General features: G+C 73.1%; 17 protein-coding genes. 8 read left to right on the top strand and 9 right to left on the bottom strand.

The window, feature by feature from the left end:
- The first annotated feature begins 7 nt into the window (after nt 1-7).
- Nucleotides 8-1,087 (top strand): sigma-70 family RNA polymerase sigma factor, encoded by a 1,080-nt coding sequence (locus ACIQG9_RS14575; protein ID WP_400401805.1) that lies wholly within the window; start codon nt 8-10, stop codon nt 1,085-1,087.
- Nucleotides 1,088-1,124: 37 nt separating this feature from the next.
- On the opposite strand, the gene ACIQG9_RS14570 is transcribed toward ACIQG9_RS14575, so the two are convergent.
- Entirely contained in the window at nt 1,125-2,162 is a 1,038-nt protein-coding gene (locus ACIQG9_RS14570) for an AraC family transcriptional regulator (RefSeq protein WP_400401803.1), read from the bottom strand.
- 399 nt (nt 2,163-2,561) lie between these two features.
- Here ACIQG9_RS14570 and ACIQG9_RS14565 point away from each other — a divergent pair, with 399 nt between their 5' ends.
- Genes ACIQG9_RS14565 through ACIQG9_RS14545 form a run of 5 tightly spaced genes read left to right on the top strand, consistent with a single transcriptional unit; the run spans nt 2,562 to nt 5,679 of the window.
- Complete coding sequence (locus tag ACIQG9_RS14565) at nt 2,562-2,726, top strand: lasso RiPP family leader peptide-containing protein (protein WP_400401800.1); 165 nt, start codon at nt 2,562-2,564, stop codon at nt 2,724-2,726.
- Between the two features lie 24 nt (nt 2,727-2,750).
- On the top strand, nt 2,751-3,365 hold the full coding sequence (locus ACIQG9_RS14560) for an ATP-binding cassette domain-containing protein (protein ID WP_400401797.1): 615 nt from the start codon (nt 2,751-2,753) through the stop codon (nt 3,363-3,365).
- The gene (locus ACIQG9_RS14555) at nt 3,362-4,243 is read left to right on the top strand and encodes an ABC transporter permease (RefSeq protein ID WP_400401794.1); all 882 of its coding nucleotides are present in this window, start codon (nt 3,362-3,364) and stop codon (nt 4,241-4,243) included. Before ACIQG9_RS14560 ends, ACIQG9_RS14555 begins: the two co-directional genes overlap by 4 nt.
- Before the next feature lie 6 nt (nt 4,244-4,249).
- Nucleotides 4,250-5,404 carry an asparagine synthase-related protein gene (locus ACIQG9_RS14550; RefSeq protein ID WP_400401792.1) on the top strand — a complete coding sequence of 385 codons (1,155 nt, stop codon included), beginning with the start codon at nt 4,250-4,252 and terminating at the stop codon, nt 5,402-5,404.
- Complete coding sequence (locus ACIQG9_RS14545) at nt 5,401-5,679, top strand: PqqD family protein (RefSeq protein ID WP_400401790.1); 279 nt, start codon at nt 5,401-5,403, stop codon at nt 5,677-5,679. Before ACIQG9_RS14550 ends, ACIQG9_RS14545 begins: the two co-directional genes overlap by 4 nt.
- A gap of 6 nt (nt 5,680-5,685) precedes the next feature.
- Here the strand turns inward: ACIQG9_RS14545 and ACIQG9_RS14540 are convergent, their stop codons facing one another.
- From ACIQG9_RS14540 to ACIQG9_RS14515, 6 genes are all read right to left on the bottom strand, one after another.
- Complete coding sequence (locus tag ACIQG9_RS14540) at nt 5,686-6,111, bottom strand: lasso peptide biosynthesis protein (protein ID WP_400401787.1); 426 nt, start codon at nt 6,109-6,111, stop codon at nt 5,686-5,688.
- Nucleotides 6,104-7,051 carry a nucleotidyltransferase family protein gene (locus tag ACIQG9_RS14535; RefSeq protein WP_400401785.1) on the bottom strand — a complete coding sequence of 316 codons (948 nt, stop codon included), beginning with the start codon at nt 7,049-7,051 and terminating at the stop codon, nt 6,104-6,106. The genes ACIQG9_RS14540 and ACIQG9_RS14535 overlap by 8 nt, the downstream gene beginning before the upstream one ends.
- A complete protein-coding gene (locus ACIQG9_RS14530; protein ID WP_400401783.1) occupies nt 7,048-7,896 on the bottom strand; it encodes a hypothetical protein in 849 nt (282 codons plus the stop codon). Before ACIQG9_RS14530 ends, ACIQG9_RS14535 begins: the two co-directional genes overlap by 4 nt.
- Nucleotides 7,897-7,993: 97 nt before the next feature.
- Entirely contained in the window at nt 7,994-10,717 is a 2,724-nt protein-coding gene (locus ACIQG9_RS14525) for a fibronectin type III domain-containing protein (protein WP_400401781.1), read from the bottom strand.
- A 577-nt stretch (nt 10,718-11,294) separates the two neighbouring features.
- Nucleotides 11,295-15,551: a fibronectin type III domain-containing protein gene (locus ACIQG9_RS14520; RefSeq protein ID WP_400401778.1), complete on the bottom strand. Its 4,257-nt coding sequence runs from the start codon at nt 15,549-15,551 to the stop codon at nt 11,295-11,297.
- A gap of 240 nt (nt 15,552-15,791) precedes the next feature.
- Nucleotides 15,792-15,971, bottom strand: coding sequence for a lasso RiPP family leader peptide-containing protein (locus tag ACIQG9_RS14515; RefSeq protein WP_400402440.1), 180 nt, complete (start codon nt 15,969-15,971; stop codon nt 15,792-15,794).
- Nucleotides 15,972-16,315: 344 nt separating this feature from the next.
- Between ACIQG9_RS14515 and ACIQG9_RS14510 the strand changes: the two genes are divergently transcribed.
- On the top strand, nt 16,316-16,846 hold the full coding sequence (locus ACIQG9_RS14510) for a hypothetical protein (RefSeq protein ID WP_400401776.1): 531 nt from the start codon (nt 16,316-16,318) through the stop codon (nt 16,844-16,846).
- 406 nt (nt 16,847-17,252) lie between these two features.
- Complete coding sequence (locus tag ACIQG9_RS14505; RefSeq protein ID WP_400401774.1) at nt 17,253-17,858, top strand: hypothetical protein; 606 nt, start codon at nt 17,253-17,255, stop codon at nt 17,856-17,858.
- Between the two features lie 19 nt (nt 17,859-17,877).
- Here the strand turns inward: ACIQG9_RS14505 and ACIQG9_RS14500 are convergent, their stop codons facing one another.
- Together ACIQG9_RS14500 and ACIQG9_RS14495 are read right to left on the bottom strand one after the other, a co-directional pair.
- Entirely contained in the window at nt 17,878-18,942 is a 1,065-nt protein-coding gene (locus ACIQG9_RS14500) for a cation diffusion facilitator family transporter (RefSeq protein WP_400401772.1), read from the bottom strand.
- A 148-nt stretch (nt 18,943-19,090) separates the two neighbouring features.
- The gene (locus ACIQG9_RS14495; RefSeq protein WP_400401770.1) at nt 19,091-20,023 is read right to left on the bottom strand and encodes a hypothetical protein; all 933 of its coding nucleotides are present in this window, start codon (nt 20,021-20,023) and stop codon (nt 19,091-19,093) included.
- Between the last annotated feature and the right edge of the window lie 50 nt (nt 20,024-20,073).

Here is a 20,073-nt window from a genome sequence, read left to right as displayed (position 1 = left end):
GTCGCTCGTGAGGGTGATTTCCGTCGACGCCGCGACCGACGACCACGAGGCGGCGCTGGCCCGGGCCCGGGCCGGGGACGACGCCGCGTTCACCACGCTCGTCGCGCCGCTGCGCCCGGAGCTGCACGCGCACTGCTACCGGATGCTCGGCTCGCCGCACGACGCCGACGACGCACTCCAGGAGGCGCTGCTGCGGGCCTGGCGTGGCCTGCCCCGGTTCGAGGGACGCAGCTCGCTGCGGTCCTGGCTCTACACCGTCGCCACCCGCACCTGCCTCGACCTCGCCACCGGGCGGGGCCGGCGGGCGCTTCCGGTCGACCTCGGGCCGGCCAGCGAGCAGGTCGTCGCGGAGGTCCCCGCCGCCGAGCACGTCCGGTGGCTCGGCCCCTATCCGGACGCCGCCCTGACCGCCGCTCCGGCCGCCCCCGACGCCCGCTACGAGCAGCGCGAGGCCGTGGAGCTCGCGTTCGTCGCGGCGCTCCAGCATCTGCCCGGCAACCAGCGGGCCGCGCTGCTCCTGTTCGACGTGCTGGGCTTCTCCGCCGCGGAGATCGCGGCCATGATGGGCACCTCCACCACCTCGGTCAACTCGGCCCTGGCCCGGGCCCGCCGGATCGTCGCCGAGCGGGTGCCCGCCCGCAGCCAGCAGCGGACGCTGCGCGCGCTCGGCGACGCCCGGCTGCGTGAGGTCGCCACCGGCTACGCCACCGCCCTGGAGAACGGCGACGCCGATGCCCTGGTCGCCCTGCTCACCGAGGACGTCACCTGGTCGATGCCGCCGATACCGCACTGGTACGCGGGGGTCGACGCGGTGCTGAAGTTCGCCCGGGCCCTGCCGTTGACCACCTGCGGCACCTGGCGGCACCGGTCGACCACCGCCAACGGCCAGGTGGCGGTGGCCGGCTACCTGCGCCGGGGCGACACCGGCCCGTACCTGCCCTGGTCGGTCAACGTGCTGACCCTGCGGGACGGGCGGATCGCGCAGGTGACGTCGTTCCTGGACGTCACCGTGTTCCCGGCGTTCGGACTGCCGGCCATCCTCGGTCCGGACGCGGCGGCCGGTGGCGCGGCGGGTGGCCGAGCGTGACCCGGTCGGCCACCCCACCGCTGGCGTCGCCCGCCGCTCAGGCACGCAGCGTACGGCTCGGCGGCTGGCCGTAGACGGCGTGGTAGTCGGTGGCGAACCGCTTCGCGTCCACGAAGCCCCACCGGGCGGCGATCGCCGTGACCGTGTCACCGGCCCCCGGGTCGCCGGCCCGTAGATCCCGGTGGGCACCGTCCAGCCGGATCCGGCGGGCGTACCGGGCGGGGGTGGTGCCCTGGTGGCGGCGGAACGCGTACTGCAACGCCCGGGGGGACACCCCGGCGGCCTCCGCCATCTCCGCCAGCGACACGTACCGGTCGGCGTGGGCTTCCACGTACCCCATCGCGCGGCGTACCACCGCCGGCGAGACGTGCCCCGGGTCGCTGCGGCCGGGGACGGCGGCGGTGTTCGGGAAGGCGGCGAGCGCCGCCGAGGCGAGCAGGTGCCGGGTCTGCCCGACGATCAGCGGGTTGGCGGCCAGCTCCGCGTCGGCCAGCACCACCTGCCGCACGTACGACAGCGTCCCCAGCCAGTGCCGCTCCAGGCCGGCCGACACCGGGCAGGTCGCCTCGAAGCGCACCCGCCCGCCGGTGTCTCCGGGTCGGCTGTCGGCGACCTCGTCGACCAGCGCCCGGGGTAGTCCGACGGTGAACGACTCGACCGCGTCGAGGTCGAGTTCGAGGGTGAGGTCCGGCGGCAGGAGCACCACGTGGCCGGGTGCCACCTGGTCGACGTCGCGCCGGTTGGCGACGACGAACCGTCCACCGCGTACGAAGACGACGTTGACCAGGTCGGGCGACCGGCGCTCCAGCCGGGTCCGGGCCGTGCACCGCAGCCCGTTCAACGCGACGTCGCCGAGCATGGCGCCGATGCCCCGCAGCTCCACGCCCTCGGCACCGGCGGCGGACGTCTTGACGGTGATGTCGGCGAAGGTGGCCCGGACGAAGGCGAACACCTCGTCGGCGTCGGTCATGGCGTACCGCCGCCACGGCGACGGCCCCGGCCCGAGGGTGGTGCCGGCGTCCGGGTCGGGGGTCGCTGGTGATCGCCGTGGTCCCGGCGGCCGGTACTGCGCCATCCGTGCCTCCCGCAGTCACGACACCCGGTCACTCGCCGACCATCCGATGTCCCGTAATGCGGCACTATAGGCGAATTGATCGCGGGGGAACCAGAGCCGCGCAGCTCGCGGCGCACCGGGACACCACCGACCCTTCCGACCCGCGCAGCAAGGTTGTGGCAGGCGAAGTCCACCGGTCCGCGCCGCCCGCCGCAGGAGGCGGGGCGACCAGGCCCGCAGCGGGGATAACCTCCTGCGCTGCCGAGACGTTGTGCCGACGACGACCATGCCCCGCCCACCACGGCCGGCGCGGAAACGGCATGAATACCTTTTTTTACCATTATCATCAGCAACGATCACCCAGTCAGCTCCATAATGGGCGCAGGCTGGACAAACACCTACCCTGAGTAAGGAGCCGACATGGATGCGATTCGCGACCTCGACGATGCGCCGACCACACCGGACGTCACGGGCTACCGGTCCCCGACCATCACCCGACTGGGCACCCTCGCCGAACTGACCCAGGGCGGCACGGTCGGCCCCGACGACGGTCTGGGCGGCCAGGGCGACAGTTCGCTGACCTGACCCGGCGGCGAGAGCCGGAGTCTGATGCTGCACCTGCGGCAGGCCACCCGGCGGTTCGGTCGACGGGCCGTCTTCACCGCTCTCGACCTCGACGTCGCGGCCGGCGACCGGCTGTTCCTGGGCGGTCCCAACGGATCCGGCAAGACCACCCTGCTGCGGTGCCTGTCCGGGACGCTCACCCTGAGCGCCGGGCACGCCACCGTCGCCGGCCACCCGGTCGGCTCGCCGGCCGCCCGACGGGCGACCGGCGTGTGCCTGGCCCCGGAACAGGGCCTCTACGAGAAGCTCTCGGCACACGAGAACATCGCGCTCGTCGCCCGACTCCGGCTCCCGAGGCGGGCCGTCCGTGCCGCCGTCGCGGGAATCGAGGAGGAACTCGACATCGCCCACTACGCCACCGTCCCGGTCGCCCGCTGCTCGGCCGGGATGCGCGCCCGGGTCAGCATCGCCCGCGCCCTCGTCGCCGAACCCGCGCTGTTGCTCCTCGACGAGCCGGGTCGGTCCCTCGACGGCCAGGCCCGGCAGCAGCTCTGGCAGGCCATCGACCGGCGGGCGGAGCTGACCTGCGTCGTCGCCTCCCACCACGCCGACGACCGGAGCCGGTGCCAGCAGCAACTCACCCTGGCGACGACCGGATGACCCCGCTGACCCGCCCCCACCCCACCCCCGCGCCGGCCGGTCCCACCCCGATCCGCCGGGCCACCCGACACAACGAGCGGGGCGGCGGGGGCTGGGCCGTGCTCGCGCTGGTCCGGCGGGACCTGGGCGAGTGGCACCTGCTCCGGCTGCCACTGCTGCTCGACCTGGCGTTCGGGGTGGTGAACCTGCTCGTCTTCCTGCTCATCTCCCGGGTGTTGACGCCACCGGGGTCAACCCACCCGCTGCACTCGGCGAGCTACTTCGACTTCGTCGCGGTCGGCATCACCTTCATGCTCGTCCTCCAGGCCGCCAGCACCCAGTTGACCTCCCGGATCACCCGGGAACAACGCAGCGGCACGCTGGAGATGCTGGCCGCCCAGCCGGTGCCGGTGTCCGCCCTCGCCGTGGGCACGGCCGCACACCCGTTCCTCTTCGCGCTGCTGCGCTCCGGTGTCTACCTGCTGCTGCTCCACACGCTGCTCGGCCTGCACACCGAACGGGCCGACTGGTGGGGGGTGGCCGCCGTCCTGGTGGCGGGCAGCACGGCGATGATGGGCGTCGGCATCGCGCTGACCGCCTTCGCCGTCGCCGCCGGCCACGGCGACGCCGCCGCCCGGCTGCTGGTCGTCGGCCTGTCCTTCCTGTCCGGCACGTACTTCCCGGTGGCCGCGCTGCCCGGCGTCCTACCCGCGCTGACCGCCGTGCTGCCCAGCCGGATCGCGCTGGACGGCCTGCGCGCCGCGTTGTCCGGCGGCGCCTGGGCCGCCTCGGCGCTCGCCCTGCTGGCCGCCACCGCGCTGCTGCTGCCGCTGTCGATCTGGGCCTTCGGGCACGCGCTGCGGATCGCCGCCGCCCGCGGAAACCTGACCCGCGATTGAGGTGCCATGCTCCGTCCGACCCCCTTCGACATCGCGTCCGGCACGGTGCTGGGCGTGGGTCCGCCGATCCACCGGTCCGGTCCGCCGGCCGGACCGGATCCACTCGCCGCGCTGGACCGGGCGGTGCTGCCCGCGCTGCGCCGGCCGCCCTGCGTGGTGAGCTTCTCCGGCGGCCTGGACTCGTCGTTGGTCCTCGCCGTGGCCGCCCGGGTGGCCAGACGGGAAGGGCTGCCCGACCCCGTCCCGGTCACCTGGCGGTTCACCGGCGCCCCCCGGGCCGACGAGTCCGCCTGGCAGGCCCGGGTCGTCGCGGCACTGCACCTGGGCGGATCGTGGCAGGTGTTGCGGGCCGACGACGACCTGGACCTGATCGGCCCGGTGGCCCGGCGGTTCCTGCGCCGCTACGGGGTACGGCATCCGGTGAACCTGCACCTGCACCTGCCCGTGGTGGAGCTGGCCACCGGCGGAAGCCTGCTCACCGGCCTGGGCGGCGACCAGATCCTGTCGGGCTGGCGCCGGCCGCCGCCCCCGACGGCGCGAGCCCGGCTGGCGCGGGCCCACACGCTCGCCCGCGAGCTGCCCCGACGACACCGGCCGGGCCGACTCTTCCCCTGGCTGCGGGCGGACGTGGCGCGGCAGGTCCACCGGGCGCTGCGGGCGGAGCAGCGGGCCGAACCGCGTCGGCTCGGCCCGCGTACCGCCTGGCACGCCCGCCGCCGGGACCTGCTGATGACCCGGTCGGCCTTCACCGCCGTCGCCGACGACCACGCCGTCGAGCTGGGCCACCCGCTGCTCGACCACGGCTTCCTGGCCGCGCTGACGGCGCTGGCCGGGCACCGCCGACGAACCTCCCGGGACGGCCTGCTCGCCGAGATCGCCGGCGGCGCGCTGCCGGCCGAGGTCACCGCCCCCCGCCGCAAGGCCCGGTTTCTCGAGGTCTTCCTCCGGACCCCGACCCGGGAGTTCGTCCGGTCCTGGGACGGTACGGGCGCGGACCCGGACCTCATCGACGTGGCCCGGCTCCGGGACATCTGGTCCCGCTGGCCGATCCCCGGCGGCACGGCCGCCCTGGTGCAGCAACTCTGGCTCGCGGCCGAACCGGCGCCGGCCCCGGATGCCGCGCCGACAAGAGCTGACTCCAACGCGGAGGTGACCTGGTGAAACAGCAGGAGACAGTGCACCGGGTGGATCCGGCCCGGGTGGCCTGGCGGGTGGCCGGTGACGAGGTGGTCGTCCTGGACACCAGCCGGTCGGTCTACTTCGGGCTGGACCGCCCCGGGGCGTTGCTGTGGCGCCGCCTGGTCGACGGCGCCACCCACGCCGACCTGGTCGCGGCGCTGCTGGACGACGCTCCCGAGGGTCGGGACCGGGCCGCCGCCGACGTCGCCGCCTTCCTCGACGACCTGCGCCGACACGGCCTGTTGCCGGGGCCCTGACCGGCCTCAGGTCCTCTCGCCCAGCCAGGCCGGCGGGGCGGGCCGGCGGAGGATCTCCACCATGGCCTCCCGCTCGGCGTCGGTGTCGCCGTCGAGCCAGGCGTGGGCGTGGAAACCGGCGCTGGGGGCGGTGACCCCGATCACGACCGTCCGGGCGATCAGTTGACCGCCGTACCAGCGTTGCAGCACCAGCGCGCGCTCCAGGCAGTTGGCCCCCGTCCGGCGCAGCACACCGAGCACCACGTCTCGGTGCGCGCCGGCCCCGGACGGCGGGACCGGCAGCCGGATGTCGTCGATGCTGCGCCGGACCAACTGCGCGCGTACCCGACGTACCGCCCAGCCCGCCCAGAGGGCCGTCCGCACCGCCGGGACACCACCGCGCCGGAACGCCCGGACCACGGCAGCCGGCACCGACCGGGGCCGGTCAGGCACGACCGGACCGTCGGACGAGCCGGGCCGCCGTCCGCAACTCCCCCAGCACCCGGGACAGTCCGACGACGTGCCGGGCGAGCCGCCACAGGTACGCCGCCAGCAGACCCGCCGGGCCGCGCCGGGCCAGCGGACTGGCGTGCCGCATCGCCGCCGGCGGCGGGAAGAGGTGCGGCACCAGGTGCCGCAGCCGGTCCCGGCCGGTGGGCAGCTCGGCGAGCTGGGCCAGCACGTGCGCCGGGCCGGACACCCGACGCACCCGGGTCCACTGTTCCGACGTCGACCGCTGGGGCAGCCCGAGGCGGTCCGCCAGTGCCACCCCGCCCGGGGCCAGCCGCAGCCCGAAGCCGAACAGCGGCACCGCCCCGACCCGCTCGGCGAGCACCGCCGCGGCCTGCCACACCTCGACCGGAAGGACCTCCAGCGCGCGCAGCAGATCGGCGTACGGCCGGTCGGAGCGGGCCGGGGCGGCGGCGTGCAGCGCGACCAGCAGGGCCGCCGCACCGGCGTCCGGGACGAGCACCGTCCCGCCGGCCAGCGGCAGCCGTTGCGCCGACCCGGACAGCACGGCCCAGAACGCCGCCGGGTCGGCCACCCCGTGGAAGGCCCGGTGCAGGTCGACGACGAGCGGCACCGGGCCGGGCGCCCGCCACGGCCGCTCGTACCAGACCAGCCGGGGGTCCTGACGGCCCTCGGGCAACGCGCTGCGGAAGCCCATCTCGGTGAGCACCCGCTCCGCGCGGTCGAAGGTGTCGGGCGCGACCAGCAGGTCGACGTCGGTGTAGACCCGGCGTCCCTCGGTGCCGAGCCGACGGGCCAGCCCGGCGCCCTTGAGCAGGATGGCCGGCACCCCCCGGTCGGCCAGTCGGGCGCAGGTCGTCACGGCGGTCGCGTCGAGCGCGAGGTGCCAGGCGGCTGCGGCGGCGGTCGGCGGCGCGGTCACCGGGACACCGCCACGGCCCGTGCGGCGGTGAGGGTCTCCGCCACCAGCCGCAGCGTCGGCCCGAGCGCCGTCCAGTCGCGCGGCCGGGCGAGGTCCCACGCCGGCAGGGCGGCGAGGCTCAGCAGGGCCGTCGGATCGGTGGGCAGGTGGTGCCAGGACCGGCAGCCGGCGAGCCGGGCCAGCAGGTCCGGGCCGGTCACCCGGGTCATGGCGGGCGTCGGGCCCCAGCCGAGGAAGAGCCAGCCGCCAAGCGGGGTCCGCGCGGCGATCGGGGGCAACCCGACCCGCAGCCGGTCACCGGCCCGGGCGGTACGGGTGGGCAGCGCCGCCCCCGGCACGGGCTGCCGCAGGTCGATGCAGCGCGGGCCGGCGTACACGTCGGTGCCGTCGACGACCAGGATGTCGTCGGCGACCACCGGGACGTCCCGGGCGGCCAGCGCGGTGAGCAGGCTGCTCTTGCCGGCGGTACGCGGGCCGAGCACCGCCCAGGCCCGGCCGGCGTGCACGAACGCGCCACTGTGGAAGGTCTCCCGCCCGGCCCACCGGTTGAAGATGGTCGCCACCGGGGCGAGGTAGGGATGCGCCAGCACGTCGGGGGCGAGCGGCGGACCGTGGAAGGTGGCGGTGCCCCGTCGCCGGTCGACGGCGAGGGTCCGCCCGTCGGCGAGCACCCGTACCCCGCCGTCGAGGTCGGTCCGCACCAGCGGCGGCGCCTCGGCGGTGGTCTGCCGGACGAACACCGACGGCGATCCCGGCCGGAGGACGTCCGCCGGCGGGAGTTCCTCGACCTCGTCGAGCCCGTGCACGCACAGTCCGTAGACCGACCGTCCGGTCGTCCCCATCATCGCCCCGTTCATGTTCCGATCAACGACCGGCACCGCTGACCCGGTGCGGGTGACGCTCCTCCTGACGCGCCACCCGCACCTCGTCGGCAACCGCGCGTCAGCGCAGCGTGCCGGTGATCAGACTCAGTTTCTTCGACTCGGCCAGCCGGTGGGCGTCGAGCGCCCGCTGCTTCGCCGACGTGGCGGACTTGGCTGCCTTGCTGGTCTTGGCCACCGTCGGCACGGCACCACCGCCGAGCGCGTCGATGTCGTACGCGATCCAGAACGTTCCCGGCGTGTCGACCGCGAACGTCATGGCGATGTTCACCTGCCCGCCCGGCCGCAGACCACCGAGTTCGAGCGGGATCGTCAGGGTGGTGGCCAGCCCGCCGCCCGGCGGATCGGTCGCCGGGGCGTCCATCGACAGGTTGCGCACCAGCAGCGTCTGCCCGGTGCTGATCGTTATCGAACTGGTCGGGTTGACCGGGTTGACCAGGCGCAGGTGGGAGTAGACGGCCGGGGTCGTCCCGCCGGGGAGCGGCGCCCCGTTCACCTGACTCAGGCTGGTGATCCTGACCCGGGCCTGGGTGATCGGCGCGCTGGACCGGTTGGTGATGGTCCGCCGGATGGTCAGCGTCCCCGGGCTGCCCAGGACGCGGACCCGGTTGGGCGCGACGCCCTGGGCGACACCCGGGTCGAGCAGCGTCGACTGCATCGCGGCATTCTGCTGGTAGGTGCCCAGGCTGTTCTGCGGCGACGGGGAGCCCAGCGCGGACGGCACCCCGTTGACCGGGCCGTGCACGCTGGCCACCAGCCGGAAGTCGGCCGCGTTGTTGTTGGTGTCCTGCGGCTGGCCGCCGACGCCCAGCCGGTTCCAGGCGTGGGGCACGAACGGCGGGCTGCCGAAGGCCGGCAACGGGGTGCCCTCGAAGTAGCCGGGAGCGGACCCGGCGGCGTCGACGACGGTGTGTGCGGTGTCCGAGGCGCGCAGCCGCAGGCCGTTCTGCCCCAGGTTGGACACCACCAGGTCAGGCTGGATGTTGACCAGTGAGTAGCCGGGCGACGCCATCAGGAAGGCGTGGCCGGGCGGCAGTGCCCGGGCGGCGCCCGGAACGACGAGCGCCACGCCGCCCGGATCCTCGATCCGGAACCCGGCGATCGGCAGGGCGAGGCTGGTCATGTTGACCAGGGAAACGAACTGGTCGGTGATTCCGCTGATCCCGGACTGGGCGAACTGGTTGATCAGCACCTGACCCGGCACCGCCGACACCTCGACCTCGATCACGTTGGAGACCGCCTCGGCGTGCGGGGAGACCCCGTCGTACTGCACCCGGAACGCGTTCAGGCCGAAGGCCGGCAACTGCAGGTCGAAGACCGACCGGTTGAGCGCCACCGGGAAGGTCCCGAGCCGCGTCTCGACGCCGTTGGGCTGCTCGTCGATCAGCGTCACCGTTCCGTCGGCCTGCCCCGGCCCGATGAGCACCTGGAAGTGCACCGACGATCCGAAGGTGGTCGCGGTGGTGGAGGCGGTCAGGGTGACCACGCTCTTCGGCTGCACCACCAGGCGGATCGCCTGGGTGGCGCTGAACCCGTTGGCGTCGGTGACCCGGATGGTGGACGGGTAGGCGCCGACGGTGGTCGGCCGTCCGGAGATCAGGCCGGTGGCCGGCTCGAAGGTCAGGCCCGGTGGCAACGCGCCGTCGGCCAACCCCCAGGTGAAGGGTGCGGTACCACCGACGACGGTGAGCAGGTCGGAGTAGATCGCGTCGACCTCGGCCAGTGGCGGCGGCGGGAAGACCAGGGTGGGCGCCTTGTTGACGGTCAGCACGATCAGCCGGGTGCCGGAGCGGGCCGCCGCGTCCACGACCCGGATCACCGCCGGGTACTGGCCGGCGAGGGTCGGCACGCCCGAGATGCCGTTGGTGGTCGGGTTGAGGATCAGCCCCGGCGGGAGGCTTCCCGACGCTATCGACCAGGTGGACGGCGGGGTGCCGTGGGTGACGTTCAAAGTGGCCGTGTAGGCGATCCCGAGGGTGGCCTCGGTGGGCGCGTCGAACAGCAACGTCGGCGACACGTTGGCGATCACCGCCGACGACGGCGCGGATTCGGGGCCGGTCCCGACGGCGGTGCGGGCGGCCACCGTGAAGGTGTAGGTGGTGGTCGGAACCAGACCGGTCACCGTGTTCGTGGTGGCCGGGCCGAACGTCTGGGCGGCCTGGCGTACCCCACCGATGTACGGGTGGATCTCGTAGCCGGTGATCGGCGACCCGCCGTCAGGGCCGGGGGTCCAGCTCAGCAGCGCCGAGGCGGTGTCCGCGGTGACCGCGATGATGGTCGGCGCGGCCGGCAGCGCGAGCAGCTTCGCGGCCTTCGAGCGTGGGCTGGCCGGGCCGGTGCCGGCGACGTTCTTCGCGGCCACGGTGAAGGTGTAGGTGCCCTTCGCCGCCAGCCCGGAGATGGTCCGGCTGGTCTTCGAGGCGTCGAAGGCCGACGACCGGCCCTTCCTGCCGTCACGGTAGGTGGTCACCACGTACCCGGTGACGGCGTTGCCGGCCGAGGCCGGCGCCTTCCAGGTGACCGTGGCAGTGGCACCGAAGCGGGTGGCGGTGGGGGCGGCCAACGCCGCCGGGGGCTTCGGTCGCGGTGCTGGCGTGTCGGGGGCTGCCGCCGTGGCGGTCGGTGTGTTCAGCAGCCGGCGGTGGGCCACCTGGGACGACGCTGGCGCGGCGGACCGCCCGGGGTCACGGGCCGAGGCGGAGGTGGGGGCGACGAGCAGACTGAGGAGGATGACCAGGGCGGCGGCGAAGGCCGCCCGTGGGTGGACGCGATGCACCAGGAACATAGAAGCTTCTCCCTGTCCGGGGACGGTGGGCCACTGCGGAGGGAGGAAGTGGCAGCCGCTCGACTCCTGCCCGGACTGCGTACCCCTAACCGCGCGAATGACCGGCGACAAACTCGACCCGCCCCCCGTTCCAGGGCGACGAATCTCGATCCATTCCTACCAGTCTTCCCAGCTCAGATGGCATGAGAGTGGTTTCGAAATCACCTGGGACACGGGTGCCCCGCGCCCGGCGTCGGGAACCTGACAGCAGGCGGGTGCGCGTACCGGAACCACGGTTTCGCGCCCCGGATGGGCACCCTTCACGGAAGGACACAGTGCACCGAGCTGCGGCAGTGCGGTCGCCGCCCCGTCACCGCCGCCGAGCCCCTCGACCTCGGCACCACCGTCGACGCCGACGACCGGCTCGGTCCGCACGGCGACCCGCGCCGGAGCCGGGCCTCGACGACACCGAGGCCCGCTCCGGCGCGGTAGGCGTGGAGGGACACCAGCAGCGGACGCCTGACCCCGACCTGCCCAGCGGGATCCGCCGAGGTCGCCCTGGCGGATTCCTCCGGTCACCCAAGCCCGACGGCGGGCGTCAGCGCCGGCCGAGTTGCCCAACGATCAGGGCTGGCCGGGCCGCACGCGGGTGTTCCGGGGCCGGCTGGGCGGTGCGCTTGCGGGCGGCGGCGGAGCTGGCGCCGAGGGCGTCCACGTTGTAGCCGAACCAGAAGGTTCCGGGCGCGTCGACGGCGAAGGTCAGGGCGATGTTGACGGATTCGCCCGGTGCCAGTTCGCCGCCGGGCAGCGGAATCGTGAGGGTGGTGGCCAGGCCACCGCCGGGGGTGGCCGTGGCCGGCGAGTTCACCGACAGGTTCTGCACGGTGACGACGGCCCCGCCGGGCAGGGTCACGCTGCTGGTCGGCGCGGCCGGGTTGACGATCCGCAGCCGGGCCGGACGGGCCGGTTGGACCGGCACCCCGGGCCTGGGCGCGCCGTTGGCCTCGCTGAGGCTGGTCACCCTGAGCTGTGCGGTGGTGATGGTCGCGGTCAGCGAACGGTTGGTGATCATCCGCCGGACGGTGAGGGTTCCCGGGGCGGCACCGACGCCGGGGACGTAGACCTGGTTGGGTGCCGTCGTGGCGGCGACGGTGGGGGCCAGCAGCGTGGACTGCAGGATGCCGTTCTGCTGGTACGGCGAGGCGGTGCCCTGCGGCGAGGGGGTGCCGAGCGCCGACTGGCTGCCTCCGACCAGGCCACCGGTGGTGGAGACCAGCTTGAAGTCGGCGTTGTTGTTCTGGGTGTTCTGCGGCAGGCCGGCGAGGCTGAGCCGGGTGAACGCGTACTGGTTGGTGGGGGTGCCGGTGAGGGTCGGCAGCGGCGTACCGCTGAAGTAGCCGGCGCCGCTGGAGCCGACGGCGTCGGTGGCGGTGGCGGCGGCGTCGGGCGCGACGACCTTGAGTCCGCCGGTGCCCAGGCTGGTGGTGCTGATGTCCGGCGCGGTCACCGCGTCCAGCGAGTAGCCGGCCGCCGCCGCGAGGTAGGAGTGCCCGGTGGGCAGGGTGGGTGCGGTCGACGGCAGCGTGAGGGAGGCGCCGGAGGCGGCGGCGATGGTGAACCCGGCGAGGGGAAGGGTGGGGCCGGTGTTGTAGAGCTGGACGTACTGGTCGCTGCCGCCGCCGGGTCCGGAGAACCGGAGCTGGTTGATGATCAGCTCGCCGACCGTGGCGGAGACCTGCACGGCGACCGGGCCGGAGGTGGCGGTGCCGTGGGTGGTGTCGCCGCTGTAGGTGGCTGTCACCGTGTTGGTGTTGAACGCCGGCAGCGCGACGCTCAGGCTCGCGGTGTTACCGGACAGCGGCACGGTGCCCAGGGTGACGACCCCCAGGGCGGACGTCGAGGTGAAGGTGACCGACCCGGTCACCGGTACCGGTCCGGGGGTGGCGGTGAAGGTCACCGTGGTGCCGAAGGTGGTGGCCGTCGTCGACGAGGTCAGTCCGACGGTGCTGGTCTGGCGGATCAGCAGGGTGACCGGCTCGGTGGCGGTACGCCCGAAGGAGTCGGTGACCTGCACGGTGAAGCCGAAGCTGCCCGCGGTGCTGGGAATGCCGGAGAGCACACCGGTGCTCGGGTTCAGGGTGAGCCCGGGAGGCAGCGACCCGGCGCTGACCGACCAGGTGAACGGGCCGGTGCCGCCGGTGACCGTCAACTGGTCGGAGTAGACCACGTTGACGTCGCCCGGCGGCGGGGGCGGGAAGTTCAACGTGGGTGCCGCCGCGACGGCCAGGGTCACCGCCTTGCTGGCGGTCAGCGCGCTGGCGTCGGTCACCTGCACGGTGAACGGGAAGCTCCCGGCCTGGGTGGGCGTCCCGGAGAGCAGCCCGGTGCCCGGGTTCAGGGTGAGCCCGGGAGGCAGCGATCCGACGCTGACCGACCAGGTGAACGGCGCGGTGCCGCCGGTGACCGTCAACTGGTCGGAGTAGCCGACGCCGACCTCGCCCGCCGGCGGGGGCGGGAAGTTCAGGCTGGGCGAGGCGTTGATGGTGACGGCCGTGGACGCGGCGGAGGCCGGACCGGTGCCCGCGGCGTTGGTCGCGGCCACCCGGAAGGTGTACGTGGTGCCGGCGGTCAACCCGGTGATCGTCCGGGTCGTGGCGGCGCTGGAGAAGGTCTGCGCGGCCTGGGCCACCCCGCCGATGTACGGGGTCACGACGTAGCTGGTGATGGCCGAGCCGTTGCTGGCCGGCGCGGTCCAACTCAGGGTCGCGGCGTTGCTGCCGGCGCTGACCGCCGTGATGGTCGGGGCCGCCGGCACGGCGTAGGGCACGACCGCCGTCGAGGCCGGGCTGTTCGCACCGGTCCCGAAGGCGTTGACCGCCGCCACCTGGAAGGTGTACGACGCGCCCGCGGTCAGCCCGGTCAGGGTGCGGCTGGTCGTGGAGGCGTCGAACGACTGGGTCGGCTGGGTCACCCCGTTGCGGATGGGAGTGACCACGTAACCGGTGATCGGGCTGCCGTTGTTGGCCGGCGCGGTCCAGGAGACGGTGGCGCTGGTGATCCCCGCGGTCGCGGTGGGCGCGGTGGGCGCGGCCGGCGCGGCGGCGTACACGTACGGCGCCGACGCCGCCACCCCACGGGTGACGACGGTGACGGTGACGGTGGCCGCCGAGGCCCGCGCCGGCATGGAGGAGATGGCGAGGGTGCCGTCGCCGTTGACGGTGAAGCAGCCCGGTGCGGGACCGGACGGGCAGGGCAGCAGGACCACCGGCGTACCGGCCTGCTGTTCCGCAGGCGTACCGATCTCGATGGCCGTCGCCCCCGAGATGTTGCTGCCGCCGACGGTCACCGCTATGCCGCCGGCGGTCGAACTCAGCGCGGGGGTCACGGTGATGCCGCTGGGTGCGGTCGGCGGGGTGACCGGGGTGGTGGACGAGGCGAAGCCCGGGTTGGCATCGTTCGACGAGGAGGTCACCATCGTCGCGGTCTGGACCAACGTGGGGGTCACGCCACTCGCGGTCACGATCGCCACCACCGTGATCGGTGGTAACGACGTGCCCCCGGCGAACGGCCCGTTGCTGTTCAGGCAGGTGATGGTCTGCCCCACCGCCGTGCCACAGGTCCAGCCCGATCCGAACGCTCCCACCGGCGTCACGCCGGCCGGCAACGTCTGGGTGACCGAGATCGGCGCCGTCTCGGCCACCCCCGCGTCGACCCCCGCGGTGACCGCGTAGGTGACCGGGTCGCCGGGGTTCAGCGTCGACAGGTTGTAGCTCGTCTGCGAGACGTTCAGGTCGGGGACCGGGTTGAAGGTGACGGCGGCGGTGTTGTCCACCTCGTGGAAGTCGGTGACCGAGCCGGTCGAGCCGACCCAGCCGAAGGCCAACTGCTTGGGGATCCCGTTGGCGTTGACCCAGTTCGGCGAGGGATAGAACGACGTGGAGACGGTGGGCAGGGTGCCATGGAGGGTGATCGCCGCCCCGCCCACCGGAGTGAAGCGGACCCGGTACTCGCCGGCGGGGACGGTGATGCCGGAGGTGGTGGTGAAGGCCACGCCGGTGCTGTTGATGACGACCTCGACGGGCACCACCGACGCGGGGCGGGTCGCCGCGCGCAGGGCGAGGGCGGGCGACGAGGTGGTGGTCGCGGTGCTGTTGATCGCGCAGTAGCCGACCCCGTTGCGACCGGGTCCCCGGACGACGACCTGGCCGGGAACCCGTCCGGTGGTAGCGATGTAGGGCGGGTTGGTGCAGCCCGACCCCTGGTAGGTGCTGTTGCTGTAGTTGCCGAAGACGTCGATGCCGATGCCCAGGTAGCCGTTCGACAGCCCGGCGCTGCCACCGTTGAACGCGGCGGAGTAGCCGAGTGATCCGCCGCGGTTGCCGGTGACCGCCGGGGAGAGCGGGTTCGCCGGATCGACTGCGGCCAGGACGAAGGCCAGCCCGTCCGCCCCGGGGGCGCTGCCGCCGTACTGGTAGGAGTCGAAGGTGATGTCGAGGCCCTCCGAGGTGGGCACGCTCGCCGCCGAGAACACCCCACCGAGCTGGTTGGTGGCGACATCGGTCAACCGGAGCTTCCCCGAGCCCTGCGGATCCGTGGGCGCCGGGCAGCTCAGCAGCGGGCCGGACGTCGAGTTGCCGGCGGCGGTCAGGCAGGCGGTGTTGGTGCCCTGTCCCGCCGGCACGCCGGGCAGCACCACCGGGCCGATGCCGTCGGCGGTGTTGTTGTGGAATGGCTGGTTGAACAGCGCCGATCCGACGGCCAGCGCCGGCACCGAGCCGACGGTCAGGGCTCCGGCGACGAGAACTGCCGCCGTCGCGACGGCGGTCAGCGCCCGGGGGCGGCGAAGGAACGGCATGACGGTTTCTCACCTTCGTCCGGGGCCCCGACGGCGCACTGCGGGACCCGCGACGGTTTCATTTATTTCGTCGCCCACCCAGGACGAGGCGAAACGAATATGTTTCGCTATTGCACGAATGTCACACTGACTGTCCGGAGCCGACTATATGCCCCGACAAGGCGACTCGGGAAGCGCCGCCAGTGGTCGAACCCGCGCCGACAGAAAAACGTCGAGGACCCGTCCGACCAGGCACGGATGTCACAGCGAGCCGTCGCCTCCGGCGCCGCCGAGGCCGTCGTCCGGGCCGGCGGTCCCCCCTCGCGTCAGCTCGGCCAGCGTGCCGAGTCGTTGGATCGTCGGAGGTTGGTAGGGATGCCGGGAACTGTCGACCGCTACGCCGTCGGCTCGGCCACGCTCGCCCGTATGGTGTCCATTCATGTCCATGCCGCCATTCTTCGAATCTGAATTATTTTTGGATTAGGCCGGAACTGCTTGATATCGGGATCCGACGCGTCGATCCTATGGAATGAGAGCGACTGTCTCCCGATCCGCAGAGGAATCACCCGGGCGGGGACAAGGGGCCCACCGACCAGGCCGGGCCCCGTACGCGATGGATGGCCCCGACGGCCCAATCCGTCAAACCAGGCTATTTGCCGCTTTGGCCGCAACTAGGTACATAATCTCCTATCTTGCGAGGTAGCCGGCAGCACCCCGCACTCCAAGGACGCCGGACACACGGAAGAAAACGGGGTAACACAGTGCGCAATGCCAAGATCTATCTCGTGGGAGCGGCAGCGACCGCGATGGTCGGGCTCGTCGCCGCGCCGGCCGTAGCGGCGCCGACCGACACCACGACCGTCACCTTCCAGGTGCTCGTGGGAACGCTCGACATCACCACGCCCGTCAGTGCCAACCTGGGCACCGGCGCGCCCGGCGGGACCATCACCGGCCCCCTCGGCGTCGTCACCGTGACCGACTCACGGGCCTCGGCGGATGCCTCCTGGGTGGCCTCGGTGACCTCCACGGTCTTCCAGACCGGTGGCGGCACCCCACCCGAGACGATCCTCCCGTCGGAGGTCGACTACTGGTCAGGGCCGGCGACGGCCACCACCGGCAACGGCACGTTCACCCCGGGGCAGTCCACCGCGGCCGCCGCCGCTCCGTTGGACAGCGTCACCCCGCTCACCGCCTTCACCCACTCCGGCGGCACCGGTGACAACACGGCGAGCTGGAATCCGACCCTGATCGTCAACGTTCCGCTCGACAGCATCGCGGGCATCTACTCCGGCACGGTGACGCATTCGGTGGCATAGCCGCCGGGGCCGGTCGACCGTCGCGGTCGCACTGGCACTGCTCAGCCTCGCCGGCCCGGGTCTGTCGACCCGGGCCGGCGCGGCCGAGCCGGACCCGGACGAGGGCAGTATCGGCATCCGCCTGCTGGAGGCACCGGTCAACCGGCGCGACGACCCCCGCGCGCTGCGGTACGTCGTCGACCACCTGCCGCCCGGCACCACCGTCAAGCGGCAGCTCCTGATCACCAACCGCACCGACGAGCAGCGCAGGATCGAGGTCTACCCAGGCGCCGCAACCCTGGAGAAGCAGAAATTCACCTTCGCCGAGGGACGCACCACCAACGAGCTGACCTCATGGATCACCCTCGACCGCACCAAGCTGGACCTGGAGCCCCGGGGGGAGGCGCGGGTCCGGGCGACCATCCGGGTGCCGCCGGCCGCCTCGGCCGGCGAGCGGTACGGGGTGGTCTGGGCGTCCGCGACCTCTGCCGGGAAAACCGCCGGCAACGTCACGCAGATCCACCGGGTCGGGGTCCGGGTGTATCTCGACATCGGCCCCGGAGGCGAACCGGCGTCCGACTTCACCATCGGCAAGCTGCTCCCGGCCCGGAGTCCGCAGGGCGAACCGTCGGTCACCGTCGAGGTGGCCAACACCGGCGGGCGGGCCATCGACCTGACCGGAAAGGTCACCCTCACCGAGGGCCCCGCCGGGACCCGGGCCGGCCCGTTCGAGGTGACCCAGGGCACCACCCTGGCGCCGGGGCAGTCCGGCCAGGTCACCGCCCGGTTCCCGAACGAACTGCCGAACGGCCCGTGGCGGATCGAGGTCAACCTGGAAAGCGGGATGGTAAAGCGGAGCGCATCCGCGAAACTCACCTTCCCCGACCCGGGCGGGACCGGCACACCCGGAACGGGTCTCTCCCGGATCGCCACCGGATGGACGGTGGGGGCGGCGGCGGTGGGCCTACTGGTCTTCACCGGCCTGGCCATGCTGGCCCGCCGGTCCCGACGTCGGGCGCTGGCCGTCCACTGAGACGCCACCGGCGGCCGGGCTAGTGATCGGGGTGTCGCCGCTGGTGGGACAGGCTGGTGTGGTGGTGTCCGCCGGGGTGGCTGTCCGGGTCGGTGTGCACGGTGGCGCTGGTGAGTCGGGGTACGACGTGGGTGAGTTGGTGTTCGGCGTCAGCGGCGATCTCGTGGGCGGCGACGAGGCTGAGGCTGGCGTCGACGACGAGGTCGGCTTCGGCGTGCAGGCGGTGGCCGATCCAGCGGAGCCGTACCGTGGCGACGTCCCGGACTCCGGGGACGGCCCGCAGGGTGCCCTCGGCCTGGTCGACGATGGCGGGGTCGACGGCGTCCATGAGGCGTCGGTAGACCTCACGGGCAGCGTCCTTGAGCACGATCGTGATGGCGACCGCGATCACCAGGCCGACCACCGGGTCGGCCCAGCGCCAGCCGAGGGCGCCGCCGCCGGCGGCGGCGAGGACGGCCAGGGAGGTGTAGCCGTCGGTGCGGGCGTGCAGACCGTCGGCGACCAGCGCGGCGGAGCCGATGCGCCGGCCGACACGGATGCGGTACCGGGCGACCAGTTCGTTGCCGATGAAGCCGACGAGGCCGGCGGCGGCGACCCAGGGCAGGTGGGTCACTTCGGCGGGGTGCAGGAATCGGTCGATGGCGGTCCAGGCGGCGGCGACGGCGGAGCCGGCGATGACGACGACGATGACGATGCCGGCGAGGTCTTCGGCACGGCCGAAGCCGTAGGTGTAGGCGCGGGTCGCGGCCCGGCGGCCGAGCAGGAACGCGATGCCCAGCGGTACAGCGGTCAGGGCGTCGGCGACGTTGTGCAGGGTGTCGCCGAGCAGGGCGACCGAACTGGAGAGCACCACGATGACCGCCTGGGCGAGCGCGGTCACGCCCAGCCCGACCAGCGAGATCCACAGGGCGCGCAGCCCGTCACGGGACGACTCCAACGCCGGGTCGATCTTCGCGCGGGAGTCGTGGGAATGCGGGACCACGGCGTGGGTCAGCCGATGCCACCAGGCGGCGAGTCGCCCGCCGTGGTCACGCACGGGGTGCTGGCCATGCGCGTGGTCGTGACCGTGCTCGTGGTCGTTCACCCGTTCTCCCAGGTCTGCCGGTCCGCACGGATGGTCGGTCCCCGTGACAGCGGCGACAATATGTGCCCAGGTGCGCACGCGACAATGCCGCAACTGCCAATGACCTGCAATAACTCCCCCTGGGACGGCGGGCTACCCCTCCCACGGGCTACCCGAAAGGCCACGCATGCTCGCGGGCGGCGTCCGTCGGCTCCACGGCGGCAGACCGACGGCCCCGGCTCCGGCGCCAGAGCAGCCATCCCAGCAACAGCGCCAGGACGATCGCCACTCCGGGTCCGATCAGATGCAGCGGCAGGATGACGACGGTGGCCGTCGCGCTGCGGGACCCGCCATCCGGATTTGCCACGGAGACCTCGGCCCGGCAGATGCAGAGCAGCGGCGGGTCGGGCCAACTGGCGCGAATGTCCCGGGTGCCGTTACGCGACAAGGTGAAGTCTGGGAATGCCACCGTGTCACCCGCCACCCGCGCTTCGAGCCGATCACTGTCGACGAAGTCGCGGTGTACCGTGCCCGCGTTACGTATCGTGGCGGTCAGCGCGAGCGGACCACCCCACGCGAAGCCCGGCGCGCGAAGCCTGGTGACCTCGACCGAGTCGACGGCATCGCCGGGCACCGTCACGTACACCGGCGCGCCGATGCTCCGGCTCACGCCGATACCGGTCTTGCCGGCCGGAGGGGGCACCGTGAAGATCACCGCCACCTGGTGCTCGCCGGGTTCGGCGGTGGCCGGTGGTGCGATCCGCAGACTCACCTGCCGGGACGCGCCGCCGTCGAGCCGCAGGCGGCTCGGACGCAGGTCGACCCACTCGACGGCTGAATAGGGCGCGTCAGACCGGAGGAGTGGCTGGCCGTCCTCCACCGCGAAACTCGCCGGCCGAATCGTCACGTCGACCGGGGACCGACCCTGGTTGGTCACCGTGAACTGTCGTGGCCGCGCGATCTGGTCGGCTGGCACGGACATTCGACTCGGGCTGACCGTCAACGCGAAGTCCGATTGTGCCGGCGGCTGAGGAGCCACCAGGGCGGCCGGCATCGACACGAGTCCGACCGAGAGGATGGTCCGCACCAGGACTACTGCCATAGATCACATCCGATTGATAAGGCACCGAATCTTGCCAGCCACCATAACCC

The sequence above is a fragment of the Micromonospora sp. NPDC092111 genome (assembly GCF_044755745.1).
Taxonomy (GTDB): domain Bacteria; phylum Actinomycetota; class Actinomycetes; order Mycobacteriales; family Micromonosporaceae; genus Micromonospora.
The sequence above is the reverse complement of the archived record's forward strand: the minus strand, read 5'-3'. Positions and strand labels throughout refer to the sequence as shown.